The organism is Rhodococcus zopfii NBRC 100606 = JCM 9919 (assembly GCF_001895025.1).
Taxonomy (GTDB): domain Bacteria; phylum Actinomycetota; class Actinomycetes; order Mycobacteriales; family Mycobacteriaceae; genus Rhodococcus; species Rhodococcus zopfii.
The window spans coordinates 120,886-143,790 of the sequence record NZ_BCXI01000003.1; the positions used below are offsets into that span (position 1 = coordinate 120,886).

General features: G+C 67.8%; 18 protein-coding genes. 8 read left to right on the forward strand and 10 right to left on the reverse strand.

Features of this window, described 5'->3' with window-relative positions:
* The first annotated feature begins 76 nt into the window (after positions 1-76).
* Positions 77-1,558: a carboxylesterase/lipase family protein gene (locus RZ1_RS02740; RefSeq protein WP_072809008.1), complete on the forward strand. Its 1,482-nt coding sequence runs from the start codon at positions 77-79 to the stop codon at positions 1,556-1,558.
* Between the two features lie 155 nt (positions 1,559-1,713).
* Here RZ1_RS02740 and RZ1_RS02745 read toward each other — a convergent pair whose 3' ends face one another.
* The 3 genes from RZ1_RS02745 to RZ1_RS31605 all read right to left on the reverse strand — a co-directional run bounded on the left by RZ1_RS02745 (position 1,714) and on the right by RZ1_RS31605 (position 4,444).
* Positions 1,714-3,360, reverse strand: coding sequence for an acetolactate synthase (locus RZ1_RS02745; protein ID WP_072809009.1), 1,647 nt, complete (start codon positions 3,358-3,360; stop codon positions 1,714-1,716).
* A gap of 70 nt (positions 3,361-3,430) precedes the next feature.
* Positions 3,431-4,213: a hypothetical protein gene (locus tag RZ1_RS02750; protein ID WP_139281751.1), complete on the reverse strand. Its 783-nt coding sequence runs from the start codon at positions 4,211-4,213 to the stop codon at positions 3,431-3,433.
* A gap of 105 nt (positions 4,214-4,318) precedes the next feature.
* Positions 4,319-4,444 (reverse strand): hypothetical protein, encoded by a 126-nt coding sequence (locus RZ1_RS31605; RefSeq protein ID WP_280522810.1) that lies wholly within the window; start codon positions 4,442-4,444, stop codon positions 4,319-4,321.
* Between the two features lie 346 nt (positions 4,445-4,790).
* Between RZ1_RS31605 and gltB the strand changes: the two genes are divergently transcribed.
* The 4 genes from gltB to RZ1_RS02770 all read left to right on the forward strand — a co-directional run bounded on the left by gltB (position 4,791) and on the right by RZ1_RS02770 (position 12,742).
* Positions 4,791-9,386: a glutamate synthase large subunit gene (gene gltB, locus RZ1_RS02755; RefSeq protein ID WP_072809011.1), complete on the forward strand. Its 4,596-nt coding sequence runs from the start codon at positions 4,791-4,793 to the stop codon at positions 9,384-9,386.
* Positions 9,379-10,845, forward strand: a complete 1,467-nt coding sequence (locus RZ1_RS02760) for a glutamate synthase subunit beta (protein ID WP_072809013.1) — start codon at positions 9,379-9,381, stop codon at positions 10,843-10,845. The genes gltB and RZ1_RS02760 overlap by 8 nt, the downstream gene beginning before the upstream one ends.
* Positions 10,846-10,948: 103 nt before the next feature.
* Positions 10,949-11,737 carry a YncE family protein gene (locus tag RZ1_RS02765; RefSeq protein ID WP_072809014.1) on the forward strand — a complete coding sequence of 263 codons (789 nt, stop codon included), beginning with the start codon at positions 10,949-10,951 and terminating at the stop codon, positions 11,735-11,737.
* A 156-nt stretch (positions 11,738-11,893) separates the two neighbouring features.
* On the forward strand, positions 11,894-12,742 hold the full coding sequence (locus RZ1_RS02770) for a cutinase family protein (RefSeq protein ID WP_083583495.1): 849 nt from the start codon (positions 11,894-11,896) through the stop codon (positions 12,740-12,742).
* A gap of 22 nt (positions 12,743-12,764) precedes the next feature.
* Here RZ1_RS02770 and RZ1_RS02775 read toward each other — a convergent pair whose 3' ends face one another.
* The 7 genes from RZ1_RS02775 to RZ1_RS02805 form a co-directional block, all read right to left on the reverse strand.
* Entirely contained in the window at positions 12,765-13,676 is a 912-nt protein-coding gene (locus tag RZ1_RS02775) for an SDR family NAD(P)-dependent oxidoreductase (protein WP_072809017.1), read from the reverse strand.
* Positions 13,677-13,791: 115 nt separating this feature from the next.
* Positions 13,792-15,897, reverse strand: coding sequence for a sensor histidine kinase (locus RZ1_RS02780; RefSeq protein WP_139281752.1), 2,106 nt, complete (start codon positions 15,895-15,897; stop codon positions 13,792-13,794).
* 181 nt (positions 15,898-16,078) lie between these two features.
* On the reverse strand, positions 16,079-16,678 hold the full coding sequence (locus RZ1_RS02785) for a histidine phosphatase family protein (RefSeq protein WP_072809020.1): 600 nt from the start codon (positions 16,676-16,678) through the stop codon (positions 16,079-16,081).
* Between the two features lie 73 nt (positions 16,679-16,751).
* Positions 16,752-20,072: a bifunctional lysylphosphatidylglycerol synthetase/lysine--tRNA ligase LysX gene (gene lysX / locus RZ1_RS02790; protein ID WP_083583496.1), complete on the reverse strand. Its 3,321-nt coding sequence runs from the start codon at positions 20,070-20,072 to the stop codon at positions 16,752-16,754.
* A 119-nt stretch (positions 20,073-20,191) separates the two neighbouring features.
* Entirely contained in the window at positions 20,192-20,461 is a 270-nt protein-coding gene (locus RZ1_RS02795) for a GlsB/YeaQ/YmgE family stress response membrane protein (RefSeq protein ID WP_072809022.1), read from the reverse strand.
* A gap of 109 nt (positions 20,462-20,570) precedes the next feature.
* Positions 20,571-20,816, reverse strand: a complete 246-nt coding sequence (locus tag RZ1_RS02800; protein WP_072809023.1) for a hypothetical protein — start codon at positions 20,814-20,816, stop codon at positions 20,571-20,573.
* Between the two features lie 125 nt (positions 20,817-20,941).
* Positions 20,942-21,253 (reverse strand): WhiB family transcriptional regulator, encoded by a 312-nt coding sequence (locus tag RZ1_RS02805; protein ID WP_139281753.1) that lies wholly within the window; start codon positions 21,251-21,253, stop codon positions 20,942-20,944.
* 292 nt (positions 21,254-21,545) lie between these two features.
* Here RZ1_RS02805 and RZ1_RS02810 point away from each other — a divergent pair, with 292 nt between their 5' ends.
* The 3 genes from RZ1_RS02810 to RZ1_RS02820 all read left to right on the forward strand — a co-directional run bounded on the left by RZ1_RS02810 (position 21,546) and on the right by RZ1_RS02820 (position 22,867).
* Positions 21,546-21,911 carry an anti-sigma factor antagonist gene (locus RZ1_RS02810; protein WP_083583482.1) on the forward strand — a complete coding sequence of 122 codons (366 nt, stop codon included), beginning with the start codon at positions 21,546-21,548 and terminating at the stop codon, positions 21,909-21,911.
* Positions 21,908-22,357, forward strand: coding sequence for an ATP-binding protein (locus RZ1_RS02815; protein ID WP_072809025.1), 450 nt, complete (start codon positions 21,908-21,910; stop codon positions 22,355-22,357). The genes RZ1_RS02810 and RZ1_RS02815 overlap by 4 nt, the downstream gene beginning before the upstream one ends.
* Positions 22,358-22,435: 78 nt before the next feature.
* The gene (locus RZ1_RS02820) at positions 22,436-22,867 is read left to right on the forward strand and encodes a hypothetical protein (RefSeq protein ID WP_072809027.1); all 432 of its coding nucleotides are present in this window, start codon (positions 22,436-22,438) and stop codon (positions 22,865-22,867) included.
* Positions 22,868-22,905 lie beyond the last annotated feature (38 nt).

The following is a 22,905-nucleotide window of genomic DNA, read 5'->3' on the forward strand; positions in this document are numbered from 1 at the left end:
CGACGATTTCCCGACTCCCTGCCCGTGGAGGTGCAAAGATGAGTCGCCAATCCGGAACGGTCGCGAGGAGCCACTGATGGAGCCCATCGTCGAGACAACGCTGGGCCGGGTGCGCGGAACGGCCAGTGGTGGCATATCCGTCTTCAAGGGAATCCCGTATGCGGCTCCGCCGTTCGGCGAACTACGTTTCGCGGCACCCGCGCCCGCACAGCCCTGGGACGGGGTACGCGACGCTCTCGAATTCGGCCCGACCGCACCGAAGCCGCCCTACACGCCGCCGCTGGACCGGCTCCTGCGGGATCCGTCGATCCCGGGCGAGGGCATCCTCAACCTGAATGTCTGGACACCCGACCTCGAGGCGGCACTCCCGGTCATGGTGTGGATCCACGGCGGTGCGTTCGTCAACGGCAGCAGCGCGGTTCCGGTCTACGACGGTTCCGCGTTCGCGCGCGACGGTGTCGTGTTCGTGTCGATCAACTACCGGCTCGGTGCGGAGGGCTTCCTGTACCTCGACGGGGCCCCGGCCAACCGGGGTCTGCTCGATCAGGTCGCGGCGCTGCGCTGGGTGCGCGAGAACATCGCCGCGTTCGGCGGCAACCCGGACCTGGTGACCATCGCCGGGGAGTCGGCGGGGGCGATGAGCGTGACGTCGCTGCTGGCGATGCCGGATGCCGAGGGCCTGTTCCGGCGTGCCATCGCACAGAGCGGTGCCGGCCACGCGGCGATGTCCCTCGGCACCGCGAAGCGGATCGCCGCCGCGCTGGCGGAATCGCTGGGGATCGAACCGACCCGGGACGGATTCGCCGACATCGACCCCGACGACCTGGTGGTCGCACAGGAATCCCTGTCCCGCCGGATCCTGGCCGAGCCGGACCCGCAGGAGTGGGGTGAGGTGGCCGCCGACTCGATGGCGTTCGAACCCTGCGTGGACGGGACGGTGCTGCCCGGACGTCCCATCGACCGGATCGTGGCCGGCGCGGCATCCGACATCGACCTCCTGATCGGAACGAACGCCGACGAGTACAGCCTCTTCCTCGTGCCGGGTGGTGTGGATATCGGCATCGACGAGGACGTGCTGCGCATGATGCTCGGCGCGTACGGCCTCGACGTGGAGACGGCCCTCGCCGCTTACCGGGCGTCGCGGCCCGATGCGGTGCCGGGCGAGTTGCTGTCCGCGGTCCTCGGCGACTGGATGTTCCTGATTCCGGCGTTGCGCATCGCGGAGGCGCGGACCGTGCAACTCCTCTCGACCTACGTGTATCGGTTCGAGTGGCCGTCGAGCCTGTTCGAAGGCCGACTGGGGGCGACTCATGCGCTGGAACTGGGATTCACCTTCGACAATCTCGCGGCCGAGGGCGGCGAATTGCTGACCGGACCGCATCCGCCGCAGGTGCTGGCCGACGACATGCACCGGGCGTGGGTATCGTTCGTCAGCACGGGCGGACCCGGCTGGAGCCCGTACGGCGAGTCCCGCACGGTGATGTGTTTCGGCCCGGAATCCGGGCAGCTGGAGGATCCGGGGGCCGACGTTCGTGTGCTGTGGGAGGGGATCCGGTAGGCCGTACCCCGGAGAGCGAGCTTGCAACCTTAGGTGTGACTCACTTCACGCGCAAACTATTTCCTTCGCCCCAAGGGCGCCTGTTACCGTATCGATACCGCTGACCGCAGCTGATTCAATCGCTGCGGTCAGTTGTTATTTGAGGGGTATTTTCGTTAAATCCCGGTCGTCGAACGGGGATACGCGGCCTCGACGTCGGTCAGCACGTTGATCAGATACGGAACGCCCGACGTGAAACCCCGATCCAGTGCCGGCCCGATCTCGCGTGGATCACGAACCAGTTCACCGCCCGCCCCGAGCGCCGTCGCCACCTCGTCGTACCGCGTGCCCGGCGCCAGATCCGCAGCGACATCGTAGCCGTACAGCAGCTGCATCGGCCCCTTCTCGAGACCCCACGCCGAGTTGTTGCCGACCACGATCACCACCGGCAGCTTGTGCCGGACGAGCGTGTCGACGTCCATCAGGGACAGCCCGGCGGCCCCGTCGCCGAGCAGCAACACCACCTGGCTCGACGGGCGCGCGATGCGCGCGGCGATCGCTGCCCCCAGGCCGGCGCCGAGGCACCCGTACGGTCCCGGGTCGAGCCACTGGCCCGGTCGCTTCGATTCGACGAATTTGCCTGCGAACGAGACGAAGTCGCCGCCGTCGCCGATGACGACCGCGTCGTCGGCCAGCCGCGGCAGTAGCTCCCCGTAGATCCGAGCCGGATGGATCGGATCGGAATCCGCGTCGAGCAACTCCCCGTCCCGCGCCGTGGCCGCGGCGACCTCGGCGCGCAGGCGACCGACCCAGTCGCCGGTGTCCGGCCGGGCGGGCAGTGCGGCGAGGATTCCGTCGAGGCACGACGTGAGGTCGCCGGACGCCGAACCCGCGAGGCGCGCGTGCGCCGACACCTGACCCGGGCTGTCCGCGATATGCACGACCTGCGCGTCGGGTGCGCCGTCGCGACCCCCGAACCGGCCGTAGCCGAGCCGGAAATCCAAGGGCGTTCCGACGACGATCGCCAGGTCGCAGGTGCCGACGGCGGTTCCGCGCGCCTTGGTCACCAGCAACGGGTGCCCGCCGGGGACGACCCCGCGACCCATACCGTTGGTGATCGCCGGGACCTGCAGTTCGTCGACGAACCGCAGCGCGGCCGCTTCGGCTCCGTCCGACCACACGTCTGTGCCGAACACCATGAGCGGTCGCGACGCGGCGGCCAGCAGCGTCGCGATCTCGGCCAGGGCATCGTGGTCCGGTTCGATTCGAACACGTTGGGGCGGTGTCGGTTTCGGAACGCTGGTGCGGCCGAACAGTTCGTCCATGGGAATGTCGACGAATGTCGGTCCGCGATGCGACGCACCGGCTGCCGTGAACGCTGTGTCCACGGCCGGTGCGATCCGGTCGACAGTGCGCGCGGTCTCGGACAGCTTCGTGACGGTGTGCAGCAGCGGCGGCTGGTCGAGTTCCTGCAGGCTGCCCGTGCCCCAGCGGGCGTTGGGTGCGCGCCCGCCGAGCACCACCAGCGGGGACCCGGAGAAGTGCGCCTGGGTGACGGCGCTGACCCCGTTCGTGACACCCGGGCCCGCGGTGAGGACCGCGAGCCCGGGATGGCGTTCGAGTTTCCCGGTGGCCTCGGCGGCGAACACCGCGGTCTGCTCGTGCCGGACGTCCATCAGCCGCATCGGCGACCCACCTTTGACGACGGCGTCGTACAGGGGGAACACGTGCGCGCCGGACAGGGTGAACATCGTCCGGACGCCGTGGGCGTGGGCCACCGCCGCGGCGAGCTCGCCGCCGTGCCCCTCGATTTCCGAGGCCATGCCGGAAGGCTACGGGCGCGATCGGCGCGGCGCGGCCGATTCGGGAGGACTCGGAGCCGTGCTCGTCCGGTCACCACCCGGGGTGGGCCGGCAATGCGCGCGGGGGCGTGTCGCTCGTGTCGACCTCGGTCACTTCCGTCCGGATGCTGCGACCCCATGCCTCGCACCGTTGCCGGGTGTTGCCTGGATCGGTGGCGAAGCTGATGGTCCATCCGGTTCCGGTGAACAGGTCGGTCGGGGGAGACTGCCACTGCCGTTGGCTCGACGTCTGTTTCGTATCTCGGAGTGCGCCGGCCGCCGTCGGTTCGTCGACACCGGGCGGTGGTGCGGTCCGTGCGAACCGGATGGAGGCCTCGATGTCCGGTTCGCTCGTGAAGTGGTATCGCCCGTCCGCCCACCTCTCCGCAAGCTCGGATCGCCGCGTGCACACCGCCGCCTCGAAACCGGTGCCGGTCGACGCGATGGACAGGACGTGTGCGCGCAACGTCCCGGCGGGCCGGCGGTCCGACAGCGGGGTGATCACGCGCGCGGAGGCGGGGTCGAGAGCCGCCGCGAATCCGGGATAGGAGTTCTCGAGGCCCACGTAGCGGGCGACGAACCACGCCTCCTCGGCGGCGCGAACAAGGGTGCCGCGTTCGTCCTGCAGGTAGAGGCCGGGTTCGGCGGACCACACGACGGTCGCGCCCTGGATCTGCTCGGGCGACCGGTACCGCTCGGTCGCCTCGGGCAGTGCCGCGGCCCCGGAATCGGTGCCCGCGCAGGACACCGTCACGAACGCGCTCACCGCGAGCGTCGCGTACCCGATCTTCCGACGTGGTGACCGCGCCCGGCGCGGTGCGGACTTCGACGTCATCTCCATTCGATCCCTCTCGACCTCGGAGTTGGATTCCTCGGAGGGATTGGACGCATCGACGAACCGAATGGTTCCGTGCGGCGCCGGATTTTCGAGGGCGGTCGCTCAGGCGAACCGCGCGGCGCGGGCGAGGATCGCATCGCGGATGCCGGTGCCGCGGTACGCCGTGGTGATTCGGCTCGCGAGGTGCGACGCCAGCTCGTCGCTCGGTTCCGCCGGCTTTCCGCCCACGGGATGCATTGCTCGCGTCGGTGTCCTCGCGGTGGTGTCACTGTCACGCTACGGCGATGTTAACGGCATATCACCGCAGATCAGAGCTTAGATAGGGCAGCCTTCCTTGCGTTACACCCGCATTGTTGGCATATCGTCTGTTCAAGACGGTGGACACACAACGTCCCCCACCGGCCGGAAGTTCCAGGGCCCGAGCTGCCGAAAAAAGGCACCCGCATCGTCGCGGAAGGGCGGATACTGACGGTTGTCGGTGCCGATCCACCTCGTGTCGGTACTTGCTCACGGCAAGTAGATGACCATCAGCGCTGCTGGTCGTCGGTGCTATCACATGCAACGAAGGCTAGGTATGAAGCATCTTCCCGGGCCTCAAGGGCTCTACCACCCGGCGAACGAGCACGACTCCTGCGGCGTCGCTTTCGTCGTCGACATGCACGGACGCAAGAGCCGGGACATCGTCGCGAAGGCAATCACCGCGCTCGTGAACCTGGAGCACCGCGGCGCCGCGGGTGCCGAAACGAACACCGGCGACGGCGCCGGCATCCTCATCCAGGTTCCGGACCGGTACTTCCGCGAGGTCGTCGACTTCGATCTCCCCGAGGCCGGTGCGTACGCGACCGGTATCGCGTTCCTGCCGCGGGATACGGCAGCGGCCGACACCGCCCAGGCGGCGGTCGACGCGATCGTCGAGGAGGAGGGTCTCGAGGTCCTCGGCTGGCGTGAGGTCCCCGTCGACGACTCCGATCTCGGCTCGATGGCCAAGGACGCCATGCCGACGTTCCGGCAGATCTTCATCGCCTCCGGCGCGCGCACCCTGACCGGCCTCGAGCTCGAGCGCCGCGCCTACGTGGTGCGCAAGCGCACCGAGCACGAACTCGGCAACGAGGGTTCCGGCGAGGACGGCCCCGGCAGCGAGACCGTGTACTTCCCGAGCCTGTCGCCGTCGACGTTCGTCTACAAGGGCATGCTCACCACCCCGCAACTCGAGGGCTTCTATCTCGACCTGCAGGACGAGCGCGTCGAGTCGGCCCTGGGCCTGGTGCACTCGCGCTTCTCCACCAACACGTTCCCGTCATGGCCGCTGGCGCACCCCTTCCGTCGGGTGGCGCACAACGGTGAGATCAACACCGTCACCGGCAACGCGAACTGGATGCGTGCCCGCGAGGCACTCATCGACTCCGAGGTCTTCGGCGGTCGCGACAAGCTCGACAAGATCTTCCCGATCTGCACCGAAGGAGCGTCCGACACCGCGCGTTTCGACGAGGTGCTCGAGTTGCTGCACCTGGGTGGCCGCAGCCTCCCGCACGCCGTGCTCATGATGATTCCCGAGGCGTGGGAACGGCACGAGAGCATGGATCCGGCGCGTAAGGCGTTCTACGAGTACCACTCGGCGCTCATGGAGCCGTGGGACGGCCCGGCGTCGGTGTGCTTCACCGACGGCACCGTCATCGGAGCCGTGCTCGACCGCAACGGCCTGCGTCCCTCGCGCGTGTGGGTCACCGACGACGGTCTCGTCGTCATGGCCTCCGAGGTCGGCGTGCTCGACATCGCTCCCGAGAAGATCGTGCGCAAGATGCGCATGCAGCCCGGCCGCATGTTCCTGGTGGACACCGCGAAGGGCCGCATCATCGACGACACCGAGATCAAGAACGAGCTCGCGGCCGAGCACCCCTACCAGGAGTGGATCGACAACGGCGTCAGCCGGCTCGAGGATCTGCCGCCGAGCAAGTACACCTACATGTCGCACGAGCGTGTGGTGCTGCGTCAGCAGGTCTTCGGCTACACCAACGAAGAGGTCAACCTCCTCGTCAAGCCGATGGCCGCCAGCGGCGCCGAAGCTCTCGGCTCGATGGGCACCGACACCCCGATCGCGGTGCTGTCGTCGCGTTCGCGGATGCTGTTCGACTTCTTCCAGCAGCTGTTCGCCCAGGTCACCAACCCGCCGCTCGACGCCATCCGCGAGGAGATCGTCACGAGTCTGGGCGGCATGCTCGGACCCGAGGGCGACCTGCTGCACCCGACCGCCGATTCGTGCCGGCAGATCCTGGTGTCCGCACCCGTCATCGACAACGACGATCTGCAGAAGCTCATCCACGTCAACGACGACGGACAGTTCCCGGGCTTCAACAGCGTCATCATCCGTGGCCTCTACAAGGTCGCCGACGGCGGCGAGGGCCTGAAGGCCGCGCTCGACTCGATCCGCACCCAGGTGTCGGAGGCGATCGCCGGTGGCGCCCGCCTGATCGTGCTCTCGGACCGCGAGTCCGACGAGACGATGGCTCCGATCCCGTCGCTGCTGCTCACGTCCGCGGTGCACCACCACCTCGTCCGCGAGAAGACCCGCACCCAGGCGGGCCTGCTCGTCGAGGCCGGTGACGCCCGCGAGGTGCACCACATCGCCGCGCTGTGCGGTTTCGGTGCCGCCGTGGTCAACCCGTACATGGCCTTCGAGACGATCGACGAGCTGCTGCAGAACGGCGACCTGCCCGAGGGCATCACCCTCGAGAAGGCGATCAAGAACTACATCAAGGCCGCCTCGAAGGGTGTGCTGAAGGTGATGTCCAAGATGGGCATCTCCACGCTCGCGTCCTACACCGGCGCGCAGCTGTTCCAGGTGATCGGCCTGTCGCAGGAACTCGTCGACGAGTACTTCACCGGACTGCAGTCGCAGCTCGGCGGTATCGGCCTCGACGAGATCGCGCACGACGTCGCGGTCCGGCACGCGTCCGCGTTCCTGGATCGCCCGTCCGAGCACGCGCACCGCGAGCTCGAGGTCGGCGGTGAATACCAGTGGCGCCGCGAGGGCGAATACCACCTGTTCAATCCGGACACGGTGTTCAAGCTGCAGCACGCCACCCGCACCGGCCAGTACTCGATCTTCAAGGAGTACACCAAGCTCGTCGACGACCAGTCGACGCAGCTCGCGTCGCTGCGCGGCCTGTTCGAGTTCCGGAAGGGCCTGCGCCCGGCGGTGCCGCTCGACGAGGTCGAGCCGGCGAGCGAGATCGTCAAGCGGTTCTCGACCGGCGCGATGAGCTACGGCTCCATCTCGGCCGAGGCCCACGAGACCCTCGCGATCGCCATGAACCGCCTCGGTGGCCGCTCCAATTCCGGTGAGGGCGGCGAGCATCCGTCGCGTTTCACGCCGGACGAGAACGGCGACTGGCGGCGCTCGGCGATCAAGCAGGTCGCCTCGGGTCGCTTCGGTGTCACCTCGCACTACCTGACCAACTGCACCGACATCCAGATCAAGATGGCGCAGGGTGCCAAGCCCGGTGAGGGCGGCCAGCTTCCGCCGCACAAGGTGTACCCGTGGGTCGCCGAAGTGCGTGGTTCGACGCCGGGTGTCGGCCTCATCTCGCCGCCGCCGCACCACGACATCTACTCGATCGAGGATCTCGCGCAGCTCATCCACGATCTGAAGAACGCCAACCCGCAGGCCCGGATCCACGTGAAGCTGGTGTCCGAGCTCGGTGTCGGCACCGTCGCGGCGGGTGTGTCCAAGGCCCACGCCGACGTGGTGCTCATCTCCGGTCACGACGGCGGCACCGGCGCCTCCCCGCTGACCTCGCTCAAACACGCGGGTGCGCCCTGGGAGATCGGCCTGGCCGAAACCCAGCAGACGCTGATGCTCAACGGTCTGCGCGACCGTATCGTCGTGCAGGTCGACGGCCAGATGAAGACCGGCCGCGACGTGATGATCGCGGCGCTGCTCGGTGGCGAGGAGTTCGGTTTCGCGACCGCGCCGCTGGTGGTGTCCGGCTGCATCATGATGCGTGTGTGCCACCTCGACACCTGCCCCGTCGGTGTGGCGACGCAGAACCCGGTGCTGCGCAAGCGGTTCACCGGCAAGCCGGAGTTCGTCGAGAACTTCATGCTCTACATCGCCGAGGAGGTGCGCGAGCTGCTTGCCGAGCTGGGCTTCCGCACGCTCGCCGAGGCGATCGGCCAGGTCGGGTTCCTCGACACCACCAAGGCCGTCGAGCACTACCGGGCCTCGAAGCTGGACCTGTCGCCGCTGCTGACCGCGGTCACGTCGCCGATCTTCCCGGAGCAGGACCTGTACTGCACCAAGGAGCAGGAGCACGCGCTGGACAGGGCCCTCGACAACGAGCTGATCGCCAAGGCACAGCCCGCGCTCGAGAGCGGCGAGAAGGTCGTCATCGAGACGCCGGTGACCAACGTCAACCGCACCGTCGGCACCATGCTCGGCCACGAGGTCACCAAGGTGTACGGCGGAGAAGGACTGCCGGACAACACGATCGACATCACCTTCACCGGTTCGGCGGGTAACAGCTTCGGTGCGTTCGTGCCCAAGGGCGTCACGCTGCGACTGCTCGGCGACGCCAACGACTTCGTCGGCAAGGGACTGTCCGGTGGACGCATCGTGGTGCGTCCGCCGCACACCACCGCACCGGGGTTCGTCGCCGAGGACAACATCGTCGCCGGCAACGTCATCCTGTTCGGAGCCACCGGTGGTGAGGTGCTGATCCGCGGTATCGCGGGCGAGCGGTTCGCGGTCCGCAACTCGGGTGCCACGGCCGTCGTCGAGGGTGTCGGCGACCACGGCTGCGAGTACATGACCGGCGGCAAGGTCGTCATCCTCGGCAAGACCGGCCGCAACTTCGGTGCCGGCATGTCCGGTGGTGTCGCGTTCGTCTACAACCCGGACAGCGACTTCGAGGCCAACCTCAACACCGAACTGGTCGATCTGGAGGATCTCGAGGGCGAGGACTTCGCCTGGCTCAAGGCCGTCGTCGAACGGCACCGTGACGAGACGGGCTCCGAGGTCGCAGCCCGCATTCTGGCCGACTGGTCGCAGCAGGTCAGCCATTTCGCGAAGGTCATGCCTCGCGATTACAAGAAGGTACTCATGGCAATCAAGGACGCCACCATTCGTGGTGCGAACGTTGACGAGGCGATCATGGAGGCGGCTCGTGGGTGATCCAAGCGGCTTCCTCAAGCACGGTTCGCGGGAAACGCCGGTCCGCCGGCCGGTCCCGCTGCGGCTCCTCGACTGGAAGGAGGTGTACGAGCCGTTCTCTCGTGACACCCTCCAGGTCCAGGCCAGCCGCTGCATGGACTGCGGTATTCCGTTCTGCCACAACGGTTGTCCCCTAGGGAATCTGATTCCCGAGTGGAACGACCTGGTCTACAAGGGCAAGTGGGACGACGGCATCGAGCGTCTGCACGCCACCAACAACTTCCCGGAGTTCACCGGGCGACTGTGCCCGGCCCCCTGCGAGGCGTCGTGCGTCCTGGGTATCAACCAGGACCCGGTGACCATCAAGCAGGTCGAGGTCGAGCTGATCGAGAAGGCGTTCGGGGACGACCGGGTCACCCCGATCCCGCCGTCGAAGCTGACCGGCAAGAAGGTCGCGGTCGTCGGTTCCGGCCCCGCGGGTCTGGCTGCAGCGCAGCAGCTCACCCGTGCCGGACACACCGTGACGGTGTTCGAGCGCGAGGACCGCATCGGCGGCCTGCTCCGCTACGGCATCCCCGAGTTCAAGATGGAGAAGCACGTCATCGACCGCCGCCTGGCGCAGATGGAGGCCGAGGGCACCGTCTTCAAGCCGGGCGTGAACGTGGGTGTGGACATCACCGCCGACGAGCTGCGCGAGCAGTTCGACGCCGTGGTCCTCGCCGGTGGCTCCACCGTCGCCCGCGACCTGCCGATCCCGGGGCGCGAACTCGACGGCATCCATCAGGCCATGGAGTTCCTGCCGCTGGCCAACCGTGTCCAGCTGGGTGACCCGATCACCGGCGAGGACGGCCTGCCGCCGATCAACGCGAAGGGCAAGAAGGTCGTCATCATCGGCGGCGGCGACACCGGCGCCGACTGCCTGGGCACCTCGCACCGTCAGGGCGCGGTCAGCGTGCACCAGTTCGAGATCATGCCGCGTCCGCCGGAGGAACGCGCCGACTCCACCCCGTGGCCGACGTACCCGCTGATGTACCGGGTGTCGTCCGCGCACGAGGAGGGCGGCGAGCGCGTGTTCTCCGTCAACACCGAGGAATTCGTGGGTGTGGACGGCAAGGTCAAGGCGCTGAAGGCGCACGAGGTGCAGATGGTCGCCGGGCGCTTCGAGAAGGTCGACGGCACGGATTTCGAGCTCGAGGCCGACCTGGTTCTTCTCGCGATGGGCTTTGTCGGCCCCGAGAAGCCGGGACTGCTCAATGATCTCGGGGTGGACTACAACGAGCGCGGCAACGTCGCCCGCTCGACCGAGTGGTCCACCAACGTCGACGGCGTCTTCGTCGCCGGCGACATGGGCCGCGGTCAGTCCCTGATCGTGTGGGCCATCGCAGAGGGCCGCTCCTGCGCGGCGGCGGTCGATCGGTACCTCGAGGGAGCAACGGCGCTTCCCGCACCGATCACCACCAGCGCGATGCCGCAGCGCTGAGGTAGCAACTCGCCGACAGGGCGCGCCCCCCGGGAACCCCCGGAGGGCGCGCCCTGTCCGGTTTTCCCTGCCGTACGGTTGCGGTGCCGTTATTGTCGAGCGCATGACCGCGAGGCGCAGGATCACGAAGCGATCACTGACGGGCACGGCAACTCTCCTCGGCGCGACGGCCATGGCCGTGGTGGCCGCGGCACCGGCCTCCGCGGACAGCGCGGATCCCGCCTCCGGCGACTGCGTGCACAATCTCGGCGGACCCGTCGTCGTGGACGGCGGCGACGCTGTCGCACCGGTTTTCGGCTTCGACGACCTCCGCCTCATCGGACTCGACGGCGGCAGCGGCAACGCGTGCATCACGAACCTCGGTCCCGGCAGCGTTTCGGTCACGCGGCCTGCGGGCCGCGTCGACGGCCGGACCACCGTGTCCACCGCGCCCGTCGAGATGCGCGTCGACGGCGGCATCGGCAACGTCGCCGTCACCAACGTCGGCGTGGGTGCCGTGACGGTGAACCGCCGCTGGATCGCCCCGGGTCCCGCTGCGGTGCACGAACCCGCACCCGAAGGCATCCCGGAACTGATCCTCGATGCCGGCCGCGGAGGCGTGTTCGTCACGAACATCGGTGCCGGATCGGTGACGGTTGCGGACTGGAATGCCGCGGAGGGGCCGCTGCCCGCGGAGATCCCCGCGCCGCCCGGCACTGTCGTGACCGATCCGGTCACCGGCAACATCTACGTGACCAACCTGTTCGGACCTGCCGTCACGGTCGTGCACAGCGCGGGCGCCCGGGACCGCGTCGTCGATCGCAGCGTCGTCGGGAACACCCTCGACCACGGGACGGGGAACGTGTTCGTCACGAACATCGGAGGAGGTCCGGTCACCGTCATCCGGAAATGACCTTCCGGGTCACGTCGCGTTCACGGCCGTGACACGTACGGCTTGGACAATCGGTCCGGATCCAAGGCGAGCGAGTCGACAGGGGGAGCAGTGGTGGGGCTGAAGCGAATCGTGACGATGTTGACGGCAGGGGCGGCCACCGTACTGGCATCGACGATGACGGTACCTGCGGCGCAAGCAGATCCGGGATGGTGTCCGACCCTGAACGTCGTCGCGGTGCCGGGCACGTGGGAGACCTCCAGCACCCCGGATCCGGGACGCGGCAACGGCATGCTCGCCGCCGTCACCACAGGCCTGCCCACGGGCACCCGCGTCGACTACGTGCAGTACCCGGCGACCGCATTCCCGTGGGAAGGCGACGTGTATGCCGCGTCGCGTCAGCGCGCCGTCGACAATGCGCGCGGCCTCATCGCTGCGACCGCAGCGCAGTGCGCATCCACCCGCTTCGCGCTCGTCGGCTACAGCCAGGGTGCCGATGCCGCAGGCGATCTCGCGGCGGAGATCGGAACGGGCCTCGGTGTGGTGCCGCCGCACCGGCTGGCCGCGGTCGGATTGCTCTCGGACCCGCGACGTTCCGAAACCGACATCCTGGTCGGCCCGCCGGTGGCCGGGAACGGTGCCGGGGGTGCTCGCATCGGCGGGTTCGGATTCGTGAGCGGAAACGTGCGGACGATCTGCGCGGTCGGCGACCTGTACTGCTCGACGCCCAAGGACGACTTCGTCACGCGCCTGGCCGGATTTCTCGCGGTCGCCGCGGGCAGCGCCCCGGATCGCTTCGACGACTACCGACTCGAAGCCGAGGGTCTGTACAACGAGATCATGCTGGCGGGCGGGATACCGACACTTCAGTTGCAGATGACCCCGCAGGCCAACGACGAGCGTGAGGTCGAGATCCGGCAGTTCTTCGACTCCCAGGTGCACCAGGACTACGGCACCTATGTCGTCGACAACCGCGGTACCACCGCGACCACCTGGTTGCGGAATTGGCTCGCCGGGTCGGCGTGACGGGCAGTCCCGCCGCACCGGATCAATCGATTTCGAATCGCGAGCCGACCCGCATCACGCGAGGGGCGAGGCGGCTGAGCCACTTACGCGCCTTCGCCTCCGGCGCGACCGTCACGATCGGCTGATTGTGCTTCACCGCGGCGACCATGGCGCTCGCGACACGCTCGGGCGGGACACCGAGTTTGCGGTACATCGCGGATGTCCGTGAGCGCCGCGCCTTCCGGGTCTCGGGATCGGTTTCGACGAATGTGATGTTGCGGTTGAAGTTGGTCGAGACGAGGCTCGGGCACACGGCGGTCACGCCGATGCCGTTGTCCAGCAGCTCCGCGCGCAGGCAGTCGGAGAGCATCAGCACCGCGGCCTTGCTCGTGGCGTACGCCGCGATGCGCTTCTGCGGCATGAACGCCGCCGCGGACGACACGTTCACGATGTGCCCCCCGGTGCCGCGTTCGATCATCTGCCCGGCGAAGGCGCGGCACCCGTAGACGACGCCCCAGAAGTTGACGTTCATGATGTGTTCGAACACTTCCTGCGGAGTGTCGACGAACGATCCCATCATGCCCAGTCCGGCGTTGTTGACGAGGACGTCCGCCACACCGTGCCGCTCACGGACCGTACTCGCGAATCGGCGGACCTGATCCTCATCGGTCACGTCGACGCGATAGGCGTGGGCGCCGCCGCCGAACACCGCCCCCGCGCCCCCGGCGCGCGGATCCGGGGTATTCACGAGTTCGGCGGTCTCACGTGCGGCCGCCAGGTCGATGTCCGCGATCACGACGATCGCACCCGCCGACGAGAACGCCTGAGCGGCGGCGCGGCCGATTCCGCTGCCGCCGCCCGTTACCACGACGAGTGTCCCGGTGAGATCGCGCATACGCAGGTGCAGGGCCGCTCCTGTGCGCCAGCGGCGCATCTGAGACGTACGCGATGTCATGCGTCCATCTTCCCGTGGTCGACGGATCTTGGCAGCGAACACGTCAGCGCCGGCAGTCGGACGGACCGCCGGCGCTGATGTCACCGAGGCGTGGAGCGGGGTCGGCCCGCCCGCGTCACCGGTTGTCGTCGTATCGGGGCGGTGACCCGAGACCCATCGGCCCGGTCGGGAACTGTTCCTGCTGCAAGGGAATCGCCTGCGACTGGTGCTGCGGCATCGACGGTGCCTGCGGGGACATCCCCTGCAGCGGCATCGGCGGAACCTGCTGGTGCTGTGTGGTCTGCTGCGCCCGCGCGGCGGCCTGGTCGGCGTGCCGTGCCGGCTGGTCCGGCGAACGCAGACGCCGCGGCCGTTCCGTCATCGCTTCGGGGGTGCTCTGCTGCACGTCGGTGAGCAGAGACGCGGGGAAGTAGATCGACGCGGTGATGCCGGCGTTCGTCTCCGAATCGAAAGTCGGACGCAGTCGCACGCTGATGCCGTTGCGGGCCGCGAGGCGTCCCACCACGAACAATCCCATCTGGCGGGGCGCGTGGATCTCGGCGCTGTCCCCGGCAGCCAGACGCGAGTTGATCTCGTTCAGGATCTCCGGGGCGGCACCGATACCGCAGTCGGCGATCTCGAGCAGCAGCCCGCCCCCGACGGCCGGGGAGAACTCGAACGTGACGGTGCTGTTCGGCGGTGAGGCCCGCAGCGCGTTGTCGACGAGTTCGGCCAGCAGGTGCACGACGTCGGCGACGGCGCTGCCGACGAGGTAGCCCTGCGGAGCGTTGCCGATCCGCACCCGCTGATAGTTCTCGACCTGGGAGACCGCGCCGCGCAGAACGTCGCCGAGCGGAGCCGGGGCACTGCGTGTCCGGGGGCGGGTACCGGAGAGCACGAGCAGCGAGTCACCGGTGCGGCGCATGCGCGCGGCGAGATGGTCGAGCGCGAACAGGCTCTGCAGCCGGACCGGGTCCTTCTCTTCGTATTCGAGGGAGTCGATGAGCGAGAGTTGCTGTTCGACGAGGGTTTTGTTGCGGCGGGCCAGGGTTTCGAGCATCGTCGAGACCTGCTGCCGCAGGTGTGCCTGCTCGCCGGCCAGCCGTAGCGCTTCGGAGTTCATCGAGTCGACGGCGCGGGCGAGTTCGCCGATCTCCTCGTCGGTGTGCACGTCGATCGGGGCAAGTTCCACAGTGGTGACGTCCGCGCCGTCCTTGACCGCGGCGATCGCGGCGGGCAGGTCGTGGTTCGCGGCGCCGAGGGCGCCGTCGCGAAGTCGCCGGATCGGTACCGACAGGGCGCGGGCCACGAGGAGGGCGACCGCGAGCGCGACCGCGAGGATCGCGAGAACGACGATGCTGTCGCGGATCGCCGCGGTGCGCGCCTCCGACGTGAGCCGGTCCAGTGTCGCAGTCATGCGCTCGCTGGCCGCGGCATTGGTTTCCTGATAGGGCACGTACGCGCCCACCATCGCCTGGCGCAGTTCCTCGCCGGCCTCGAAGCTGGGAACGAAATCCTTGATCAGAGCGCGCTTCTGGGCGACATTCGCGAGCATGCCCTCGACCTGGCCGGTGTCGAGGGAGGTGCCCAGCAGCAGCCCGAGGGTCGATTCCTCGATGTTCAGGGCATTGAGGGCCATGAGCCGTGCCGCTTCGGGGTTGGTGGCGAAGACCGCGAGCGAGGTCATCTGGTCGAGCATCGTTTGCTGCGCGTTCCAGGCCGTGAGCATGTTCGTGCCGTCGGTGAGCACGTCGGTGTTCTCGGTGAGGTCGAGCAGCATGCGGAAGGTCGCTTCACACCGGATGCCGAAGTCGACGGTGCGCTTCTTGAGTTCGTCCCGCGGGGTGGAGCCACCCTGGATCGTGCTGTAGAGTGCCTGCCCGTCCTCGAGGAGCGAGGTCAGATTCTCGGTGATCCGCGGGTCGAAGTCGCCGGCTACAGCGAGGTTCCGGACTCTGGCGATCGACCCGTTGACCATCTCGGGGGTGTAGTCGTCAGTCGTCAGGCCGAGGCTGGCAGCGATGGCGGGGCTGACGACGGCACTGGAGAAGCCGAACAGCGCTGGGATGATTTCCATCTGGTCCGACAGCGAGCTGAAGCGGCGTGCCTCGTCGAGCTGTGTCGACACTCGCAGCGCCCCGAGCGCGACGGCCGCGAGGAGAGGAATCGCGAGCACGATGGCGAGCTTGTACGACAAGCGCCAGTTCATCAGGTTGAGGAAGCGGCTCTTTCGTTGCCCCATATTGATTGCGTCATCCTTCCCCGGGGGATGCGTCTCGGGCAGGCGGGATGGGCGCACCCTTTCGGCATGTCAGGTGCTGGTTATACAGGACGACAATGCCTGTTGTACATACGATTTATACGTTGGGTCACACGACCTCGCGGAATCCCGTTCTGGGTGCAGTGACGCCCGTCACTGTCGGTCAGATCCGGAGCAGATCCTGAACGTGCCCGGTCTCGTTGATCGACGCGACGCGGCGTGCTCCGTTGCGGGAGAAAAGGACCCGGGTCACCGAGGTGTACTCGACGGGAAACTCGAGCGGTCGCGCGAGGCCGAGAATGTCCTGTAACAAAATGTTGACCACACCGCCGTGAGCGACCACGGCGACGGTGTCCTCGTGCGCGCACTCGTCGACGATCCGATCGATTCCGCGGCATACGCGCGTGCGGAATGCCGCCTCGTCGACGAAGTCCGGAAGCAGACCCGCGCGGATCCGCTCGAAGGCCGCGGGTGCGAGCTCGCGGGCCTCGTGGAACGGGATGTAGTGGTCGAGGTCGTAGTCGTACTCCGCGAGGTCGTCGATCTGCTCGACGGGAAGGTCGCGCTTGACCGCGAGTGGAGCGGCCGTTTCGAGTGCCCGACGCTGCGGGCTGCTGAAGATCCGGCGGATCCGATACGGCGCGAGGGCGTCCGGGAGGCGGGCGGCCTGAACATGTCCCTCGTCGGCGAGGGCGGGGTCGGCGCGGCCCTCGCTGACCCGGCTCGGTACGGGGAGGGCATGGCGAATCAGGAGCAGCTGCACACATCCACAGTGCCACGAGTGCCGAGCGCTCGTTCGGTGAGGGTGAGGTGTTTCACGTGAAACCGCGGACCGGTCACCGTCCGCGAGGCTTGGCGAGCGGAAAGGCCAGTGATTCACGGATGCTTCCGCCGGTGATGAGCATGACGATGCGGTCCACGCCCATCCCCAACCCGCCGGTCGGGGGCATCGCGTGCTCGAGAGCCTGCAGGAAGTCCTCGTCCAGCTCCATGGCCTCCTCGTCACCGCCGGCGGCGAGCAGCGACTGCTCGGTCAGCCGTGCCCGCTGATCGATCGGGTCGGTCAGCTCGCTGTAGGCGGTGCCCAGCTCGATGCCCCACGCGACGAGATCCCACTTCGCGGCCACGCCCGGCTTCGTCGGGTGCGGCCGCGTCAGCGGCGAGACCGACGTCGGGAAATCGGTGTAGAACGTGGGAAATTCGGTACGGGACTCCACAAGATGCTCGTACATCTCCTGCGCGGTCGCCCCGGCATCCCACGCCGGGTTGTAGGGGATCTCGCGGTCCTCGCACAACCGTCGCAGTTCCGCCACCGGGGTGCTCGCGTCGACGTCGACGCCGAGCGCCTCCGAGATCGCGCCGTGGAACGTCTTGACCGGCCACTCCCCGGAGATGTCGATCTCCACCGGGGTCCCGTCCGGGCCGGGCCGGACCAGGATCTCGCGACCGTGCGCGGCGACCGCGGCATGCTGGATGAGTTCGCGTGCCAGCACCCGCATCTGCTCGTAGTCGCTGTGTGCCTCGTACGCCTCGAGGATCGTGAATTCGGGATTGTGCTTGAAATCTGCGCCCTCGTTGCGGAACACCCGGCCGATCTCGAAGACCTTCTCCATACCCGCGACGCACAGTCGTTTGAGGTACAGCTCCGGAGCGATCCGCAGATACAGGTCCAGGTCGTAGGCGTTGATGTGGGTGACGAACGGGGCGGCGTTGGCGCCGCCGTGCACCGACTGCAGGATCGGGGTCTCCACCTCGAGGTAGCCCCGAGCGCCGAGCTGGTCGCGCAGGGATCGGACGACGGCGCTGCGCGCGGTCAGCAGCCGACGCGCATGGGGATTGATCGCGAGATCGACGTAGCGTTGCCGCACCCGCGCCTCGGGGTCGACGAGCCCGCGCCATTTGTCGGGCAGTGGATGCAGGCACTTGCCGTCGAGGCGCCACTCGTCGACCAGCAGCGCGACGTCGCCGCTGCGGCTGTGTCCCATCGTCCCGCTCACCTCGACGAGGTCGCCGAGGTCGAACATGAACCGGCGGCCGCCGACAGCGCCACGGTCGACGAGGAGCTGGACATCGCCGGACCAGTCGCGCAGCACCGCGAACAGCACGCCGCCGAAGTCGCGGATGCGCAGCAACCGGCCGGCGACGCGGACCGCGGTCCCGGCGGGTGCGTCGTGGGCGGCGACCGCGGTGTGGGTGGGACGCACAGCCACCGGATACGGATCGATGCCCTCGTCGGCCAGCGGCGCGAGTTTCGCCATGCGCACCCGCACCTGCTCGGGGCGACGGGGGCCGGCGGCCGCGACGCCGGTGGTGACGGCGATCCCGGCGGCGCTGCTCGTGCCGGTGGGGGCGCTGCCGTCGTCGTGCAGTGTTCCCGAATCGACGAGCGACTCGGGGGCGTTGACGTGGGTGCCGGTGTGCCGCGACGCTTTTCGTCGACCGAAGCTCGGGACGGTCAGGAAGCCCTCGGCGATTGCGGAGGCGATGCCCACACGGGGAAGCTCGCGGTTCTCACGGAAACACAGGAAGCGGGGAGCCCAGTGCGGGCGGTACTTCAGGTTGGAGCGGTACAGGGCCTCGAGCTGCCACCAGCGGGAGAAGAACAACAGGATCGACCGCCACAGGCGCAGAACCGGACCCGCCCCGATGCGCGAACCTTCCTCGAATACCGACCGGAACACCGCGAAGTTCAACGAGATTCGGGCGACACCGAACTCCCTGCCGTGCGTGGCCAGTTCCGACACCATCAGCTCCACGACACCGTTCGGGGCGGACGGATCGCGTCGCATCAGATCCAGCGAGACGCCGTCGGTACCCCACGGCACCAGGGACAGCAGTGCGACGAGCTCGCCGTGCACCCGCGTCTCGACGAGCAGGCAGTCGCCGTCGAGGGAATCGCCGAGCCGGCCGAGCGCCATCGAGAAACCGCGTTCGGTTTCGGTGTCGCGCCACTCCTCCGACAGCCGGATCGCCTCGGCCATCTCGTCGTCCGCCACGTCGCGATGCCGCCGGATCTGCACCGCCGCGCCCTGCTTCCGGGCGCGGTTCACGGCTTGACGGACGGGCCGCATCTCCCTGCCGGAGAGCGTGAATTCCGCGGTGTGCAGGATCGCTTCGTCGCCGAGTTCGAGCACCGACAACCCGGCTCGCCGGTACGCCGTGGCGCCCGCTTCGCTCGCTCCCATCACCGCCGGCGCCCAGCCGTAGCCGCGGGCCAGGGTGAGCCACTCGTCGATCGCGTGCGGCCACGCTTCCGGGTTGCCGATGGGGTCACCGCTGGCCAGGCACACACCGACCTCGACGCGATAGGTGACTGCGGCCTTCCCGCTGGGGGCGAACACCACGGCCTTGTCCCGGCGGGTCGCGAAGTAGCCGAGCGAGTCGTCGCCGTCGCGATCGAGCAGCCCGCGGATCGCGGATTCGTCGCTGCCGGTCAGGGCGTTCGCCGAGCGTTGTGAGCGAAACAGGACGACGACCGCGGCGAGCAGTGCCAGTGCGCCGAGCAGACCCAGCAGGGTGTTGACGAAACCGTGTGGGCGACCGCTGAACTGGTCGTTGTCGAGGGCTGTCAGTGCGGTTACCCGGTTGAATGCCCACAGCAGACGTTCGTCGCCCGGCAGCGAACCGGGGAACAGTTCGACCAGACCCCAGCCGATCAGGGTCGCGAGCGCGAGTCCGGCGACCAGCACGCCGAGGGCCTTCCACACCGCCCCGCGCCGGACCCGGGTGTAGAACTGCGGGTACGCGGCGACGAGGATCGCGACGACGACGAGATGCACGGCGAGCGCGACGGCCGCGTCGAGGTCGCGCTCGGTGATCGTGACGACCGCGTTGTCGATCGTGAATGCGATGAGGTAGACGGTCAGGATCCACCAGGCGATGCGTTTGCGTCCGGCCAGTGCCGCCGCGAGCAGGCCCAGGACCAGCGCGTACGAAAGGCTGGTGTCCGGCGCATCGAAGTAGTAGGTGTCGACGTACTCGCGCGGCGCGTGGATCCAGTAGCGCAGGGTCGGCGAGATCGACCACAGGGCCACCAGGACGGCGAAGACACCCAATGTCGTTCCGGCCACGTGCGGGACCGAGACGAATCGCCTCCCTGCGGTCTCGGCCGGGAGGCGGGTGGGCACGGCCGGTGGGACGGTGACATCCGCAGGCATGATCACGACGTTAGCCGCGTCAGTCCGGAGCGGACTGTCGAACCGCAGGAATCGGGCGCACAACCCGAGGGTGGACGTCGTCACGACGTCCACCCTCGGCAGTACCGGACGGTCTGCGGTCAGACCCTGCTGCGGCCCGTCACCAGCTTGACGAAGAACAGCAGGAGGCACGCACCGGCCAGGCAGGTGACGAAGCTGAACAGCCAACCGCCGCTCTCGACGTCGACGCCGAACAGGCTGAAGAGCCATCCGCCGATCAGGCCGCCGACGATACCGACGACGATGTTGAGCAGGATGCCCTGCTGTGCATCGGTACCCATCACTTTCGAGCCGATCCAGCCGGCCAGGCCGCCGATGATGATCCAGGCGATGATGCTCATGGACAACATGGTGTCGAGTCTCCTTGCTTCCTTGTCGGTGTCGTGCTGAGGATTTCCCCGTCGAGAACGTCGATATACCTTGCTTCGGAATGTGTTTCGAGTGCGAGGTCCGTGGCGATCATCCGCCGATCATCACAGATGCGGTGAGAATGCACCCGCCGGTGGCGAGCGCGACCAGCGCGCCGAGAGGCGCCGACTGGGTGAGGACGGCGGACGGGATTCCCGTCACTCCGAATCCGGCGAGAGCGAGCGAGCCGGCGAAACCGAACCGGTGGTCGGTGAGTCGTACGGGGGAACGGTTCTCGCGGGCTCCGAAACAGTTTCCGCGTGAGCAAGTCGGCCGTTCGGCAAAATCGGCGTGCATAGTCGTCCTCTCCTGCACGGCGCTCGTACGCGCCATCGGGGGCGTACCTGCTGTCTTGCCGAACGGATGCCCGTTTCGGCACGGGCTCATACCCGGCGAGATCGGGAGCCCGAATCCGTTAGGACTCAGGCGGATACCGGCCGCAGTGCCTGACGTTCGGTTTCGGACAGACCGCCCCATACTCCATGCGATTCCCGGACGGCGAGTGCGTGTTTCAGGCAGGCCTTCCGAACCGGGCAGCTGATGCATACGGTTTTTGCTGCGATCTCGCGTCTGCGCCGATCACGTCGGGACTCGCCGGCCGGGGCGAAGAACACAGCCGAGTCGGTTCCGCGGCAGGCTGCGCGCAGCTGCCATTCCCATTCGCTTTCGACCGGTCGCAGACGGGAATTTCGATAATTTCCGATTCGGTTGCTATTCCTGGCGTTCTGGTCCATTTTCACACCTCCGGCTCGATGGGAGATCGCATTTCACTGGTTCGAACAGGTGAATACTTCTATGGCACTCGGCACGAGCGTGTCAACCACAAGAAATCAGGTTTGAAGTGCGGAAAGAGGGGGTAGGGGGGTCCCGCGCCGAATCGCGATGTATGCAGCGAACGTCACCGGGGTAAGAGGAGTGATCGTGTGTGAATTACCCCGAAGGGAGCGTCGAACGATGCGGGACAGGCCGGCCGGAGTGGGTGAAGTGGACTCGGCGCCGACACCGCCGGGTTGTAGCGTTCAGCGAATGGAGAACCCAGAAGTCGCACCCGGGTCGCATCTCGGGCTCGACGTGGACGTCACCGAAGGCCTGGTCGTGCTGCATGTGAGTGGAGAGATCGACGTCGTCACCGCGCCGGCATTCGAGCGGAAACTTGCCGAACTGGCCTCCCTGTCCGGTACATCGGTGCTGGTGGTCGACTTGCTCGACGTTCAGTTCCTCTCGTCCGCGGGCCTGGCCGTGCTGATGCGTACAGCCGACGATCTCGAGGGTCGCTCACGGTTCCTCATCGCCGCCGACGGTCCGGCGACCGCGCGGCCGATGACGCTGGTGGGCATGGCCGACGCTCTCGAGATCTTCCCGACGGTCGAAGCGGCACTGTCGACGGTATGAGCGAGGAGGGAAGGCAATTCGTGCTCGAGGGTGTGCGGGCCGACCTGCGCGTGCTCGCGGAGGTGCGCCGGCGGGTCGCCGAGTTCGCGGGGGAGATCGATTTGCCACCCGATACGACCGGTGATGTTCTGCTTGCGACCTACGAGGCGCTGGCGAACGTCGTGGAACATGCCTATCCGCCGGGCGTTCCGGGCACGTTCGATCTGGTCGTCGACTACAGCCGCGACGACGGAGTGCTCACCGTCACCGTCGCCGACCGGGGGTCCTGGAAACCGGAGAGCGACACCCGCGTGACGAGACGCGGACAGGGACTTCGTCTGATGAACGCCTGCAGCGACGCTGTGCGCGTGGAGCGGCGTGACGCGGGAACACGGATTCAGCTGCAATGGAACTGCGGGCAGGCTCGAACGCTACTGCCCGAACGGGAACCGCAAACCGGCCGATGACCCCTCGCCCCTGACGGTCGGGTGATTGAGACATGCGGTCTCGGGGTATGTGCTCTCGTACCCTGACGAGGAGGACCCATGAAGAAGATCATCGCTGCCGCGTTGGTTGCATCGGGAGCCGTACTGTCACTGGTCGCCTGCGGAGACGACGACTCCGACTCCGCTTCGGTCACCACCGACTCCGTCGAGCTGCAGCCCACCTCGACAGCCGAGGAGACGACAGCCGCGGAAACTTCGGTCACGTCGACGGAGCAGCTGGGGATGATCGATCAAGGCAAGCTGGACGCATTCGTCGTCGCGTTCCGCACCGGGTATTCGGACCTGTCGGAGAACCGGGACGACGCGAGCATCGAGAACATCGTCATCGTTTCGTGCAACGACCTCTCCAACGGCGTCGACGAGCAGCAGGTCACCGACAAAATCATGGCGCTGGCCGCCAACAACGATGTGCAGCCGACTCCCGAACAGGCCGAGCGGATCTACGATCTGGTCACACCCGCCTGCCCCTGACGTCGAGCCCAGCTGCCCTGACGTCGAGCCCAGCTGCC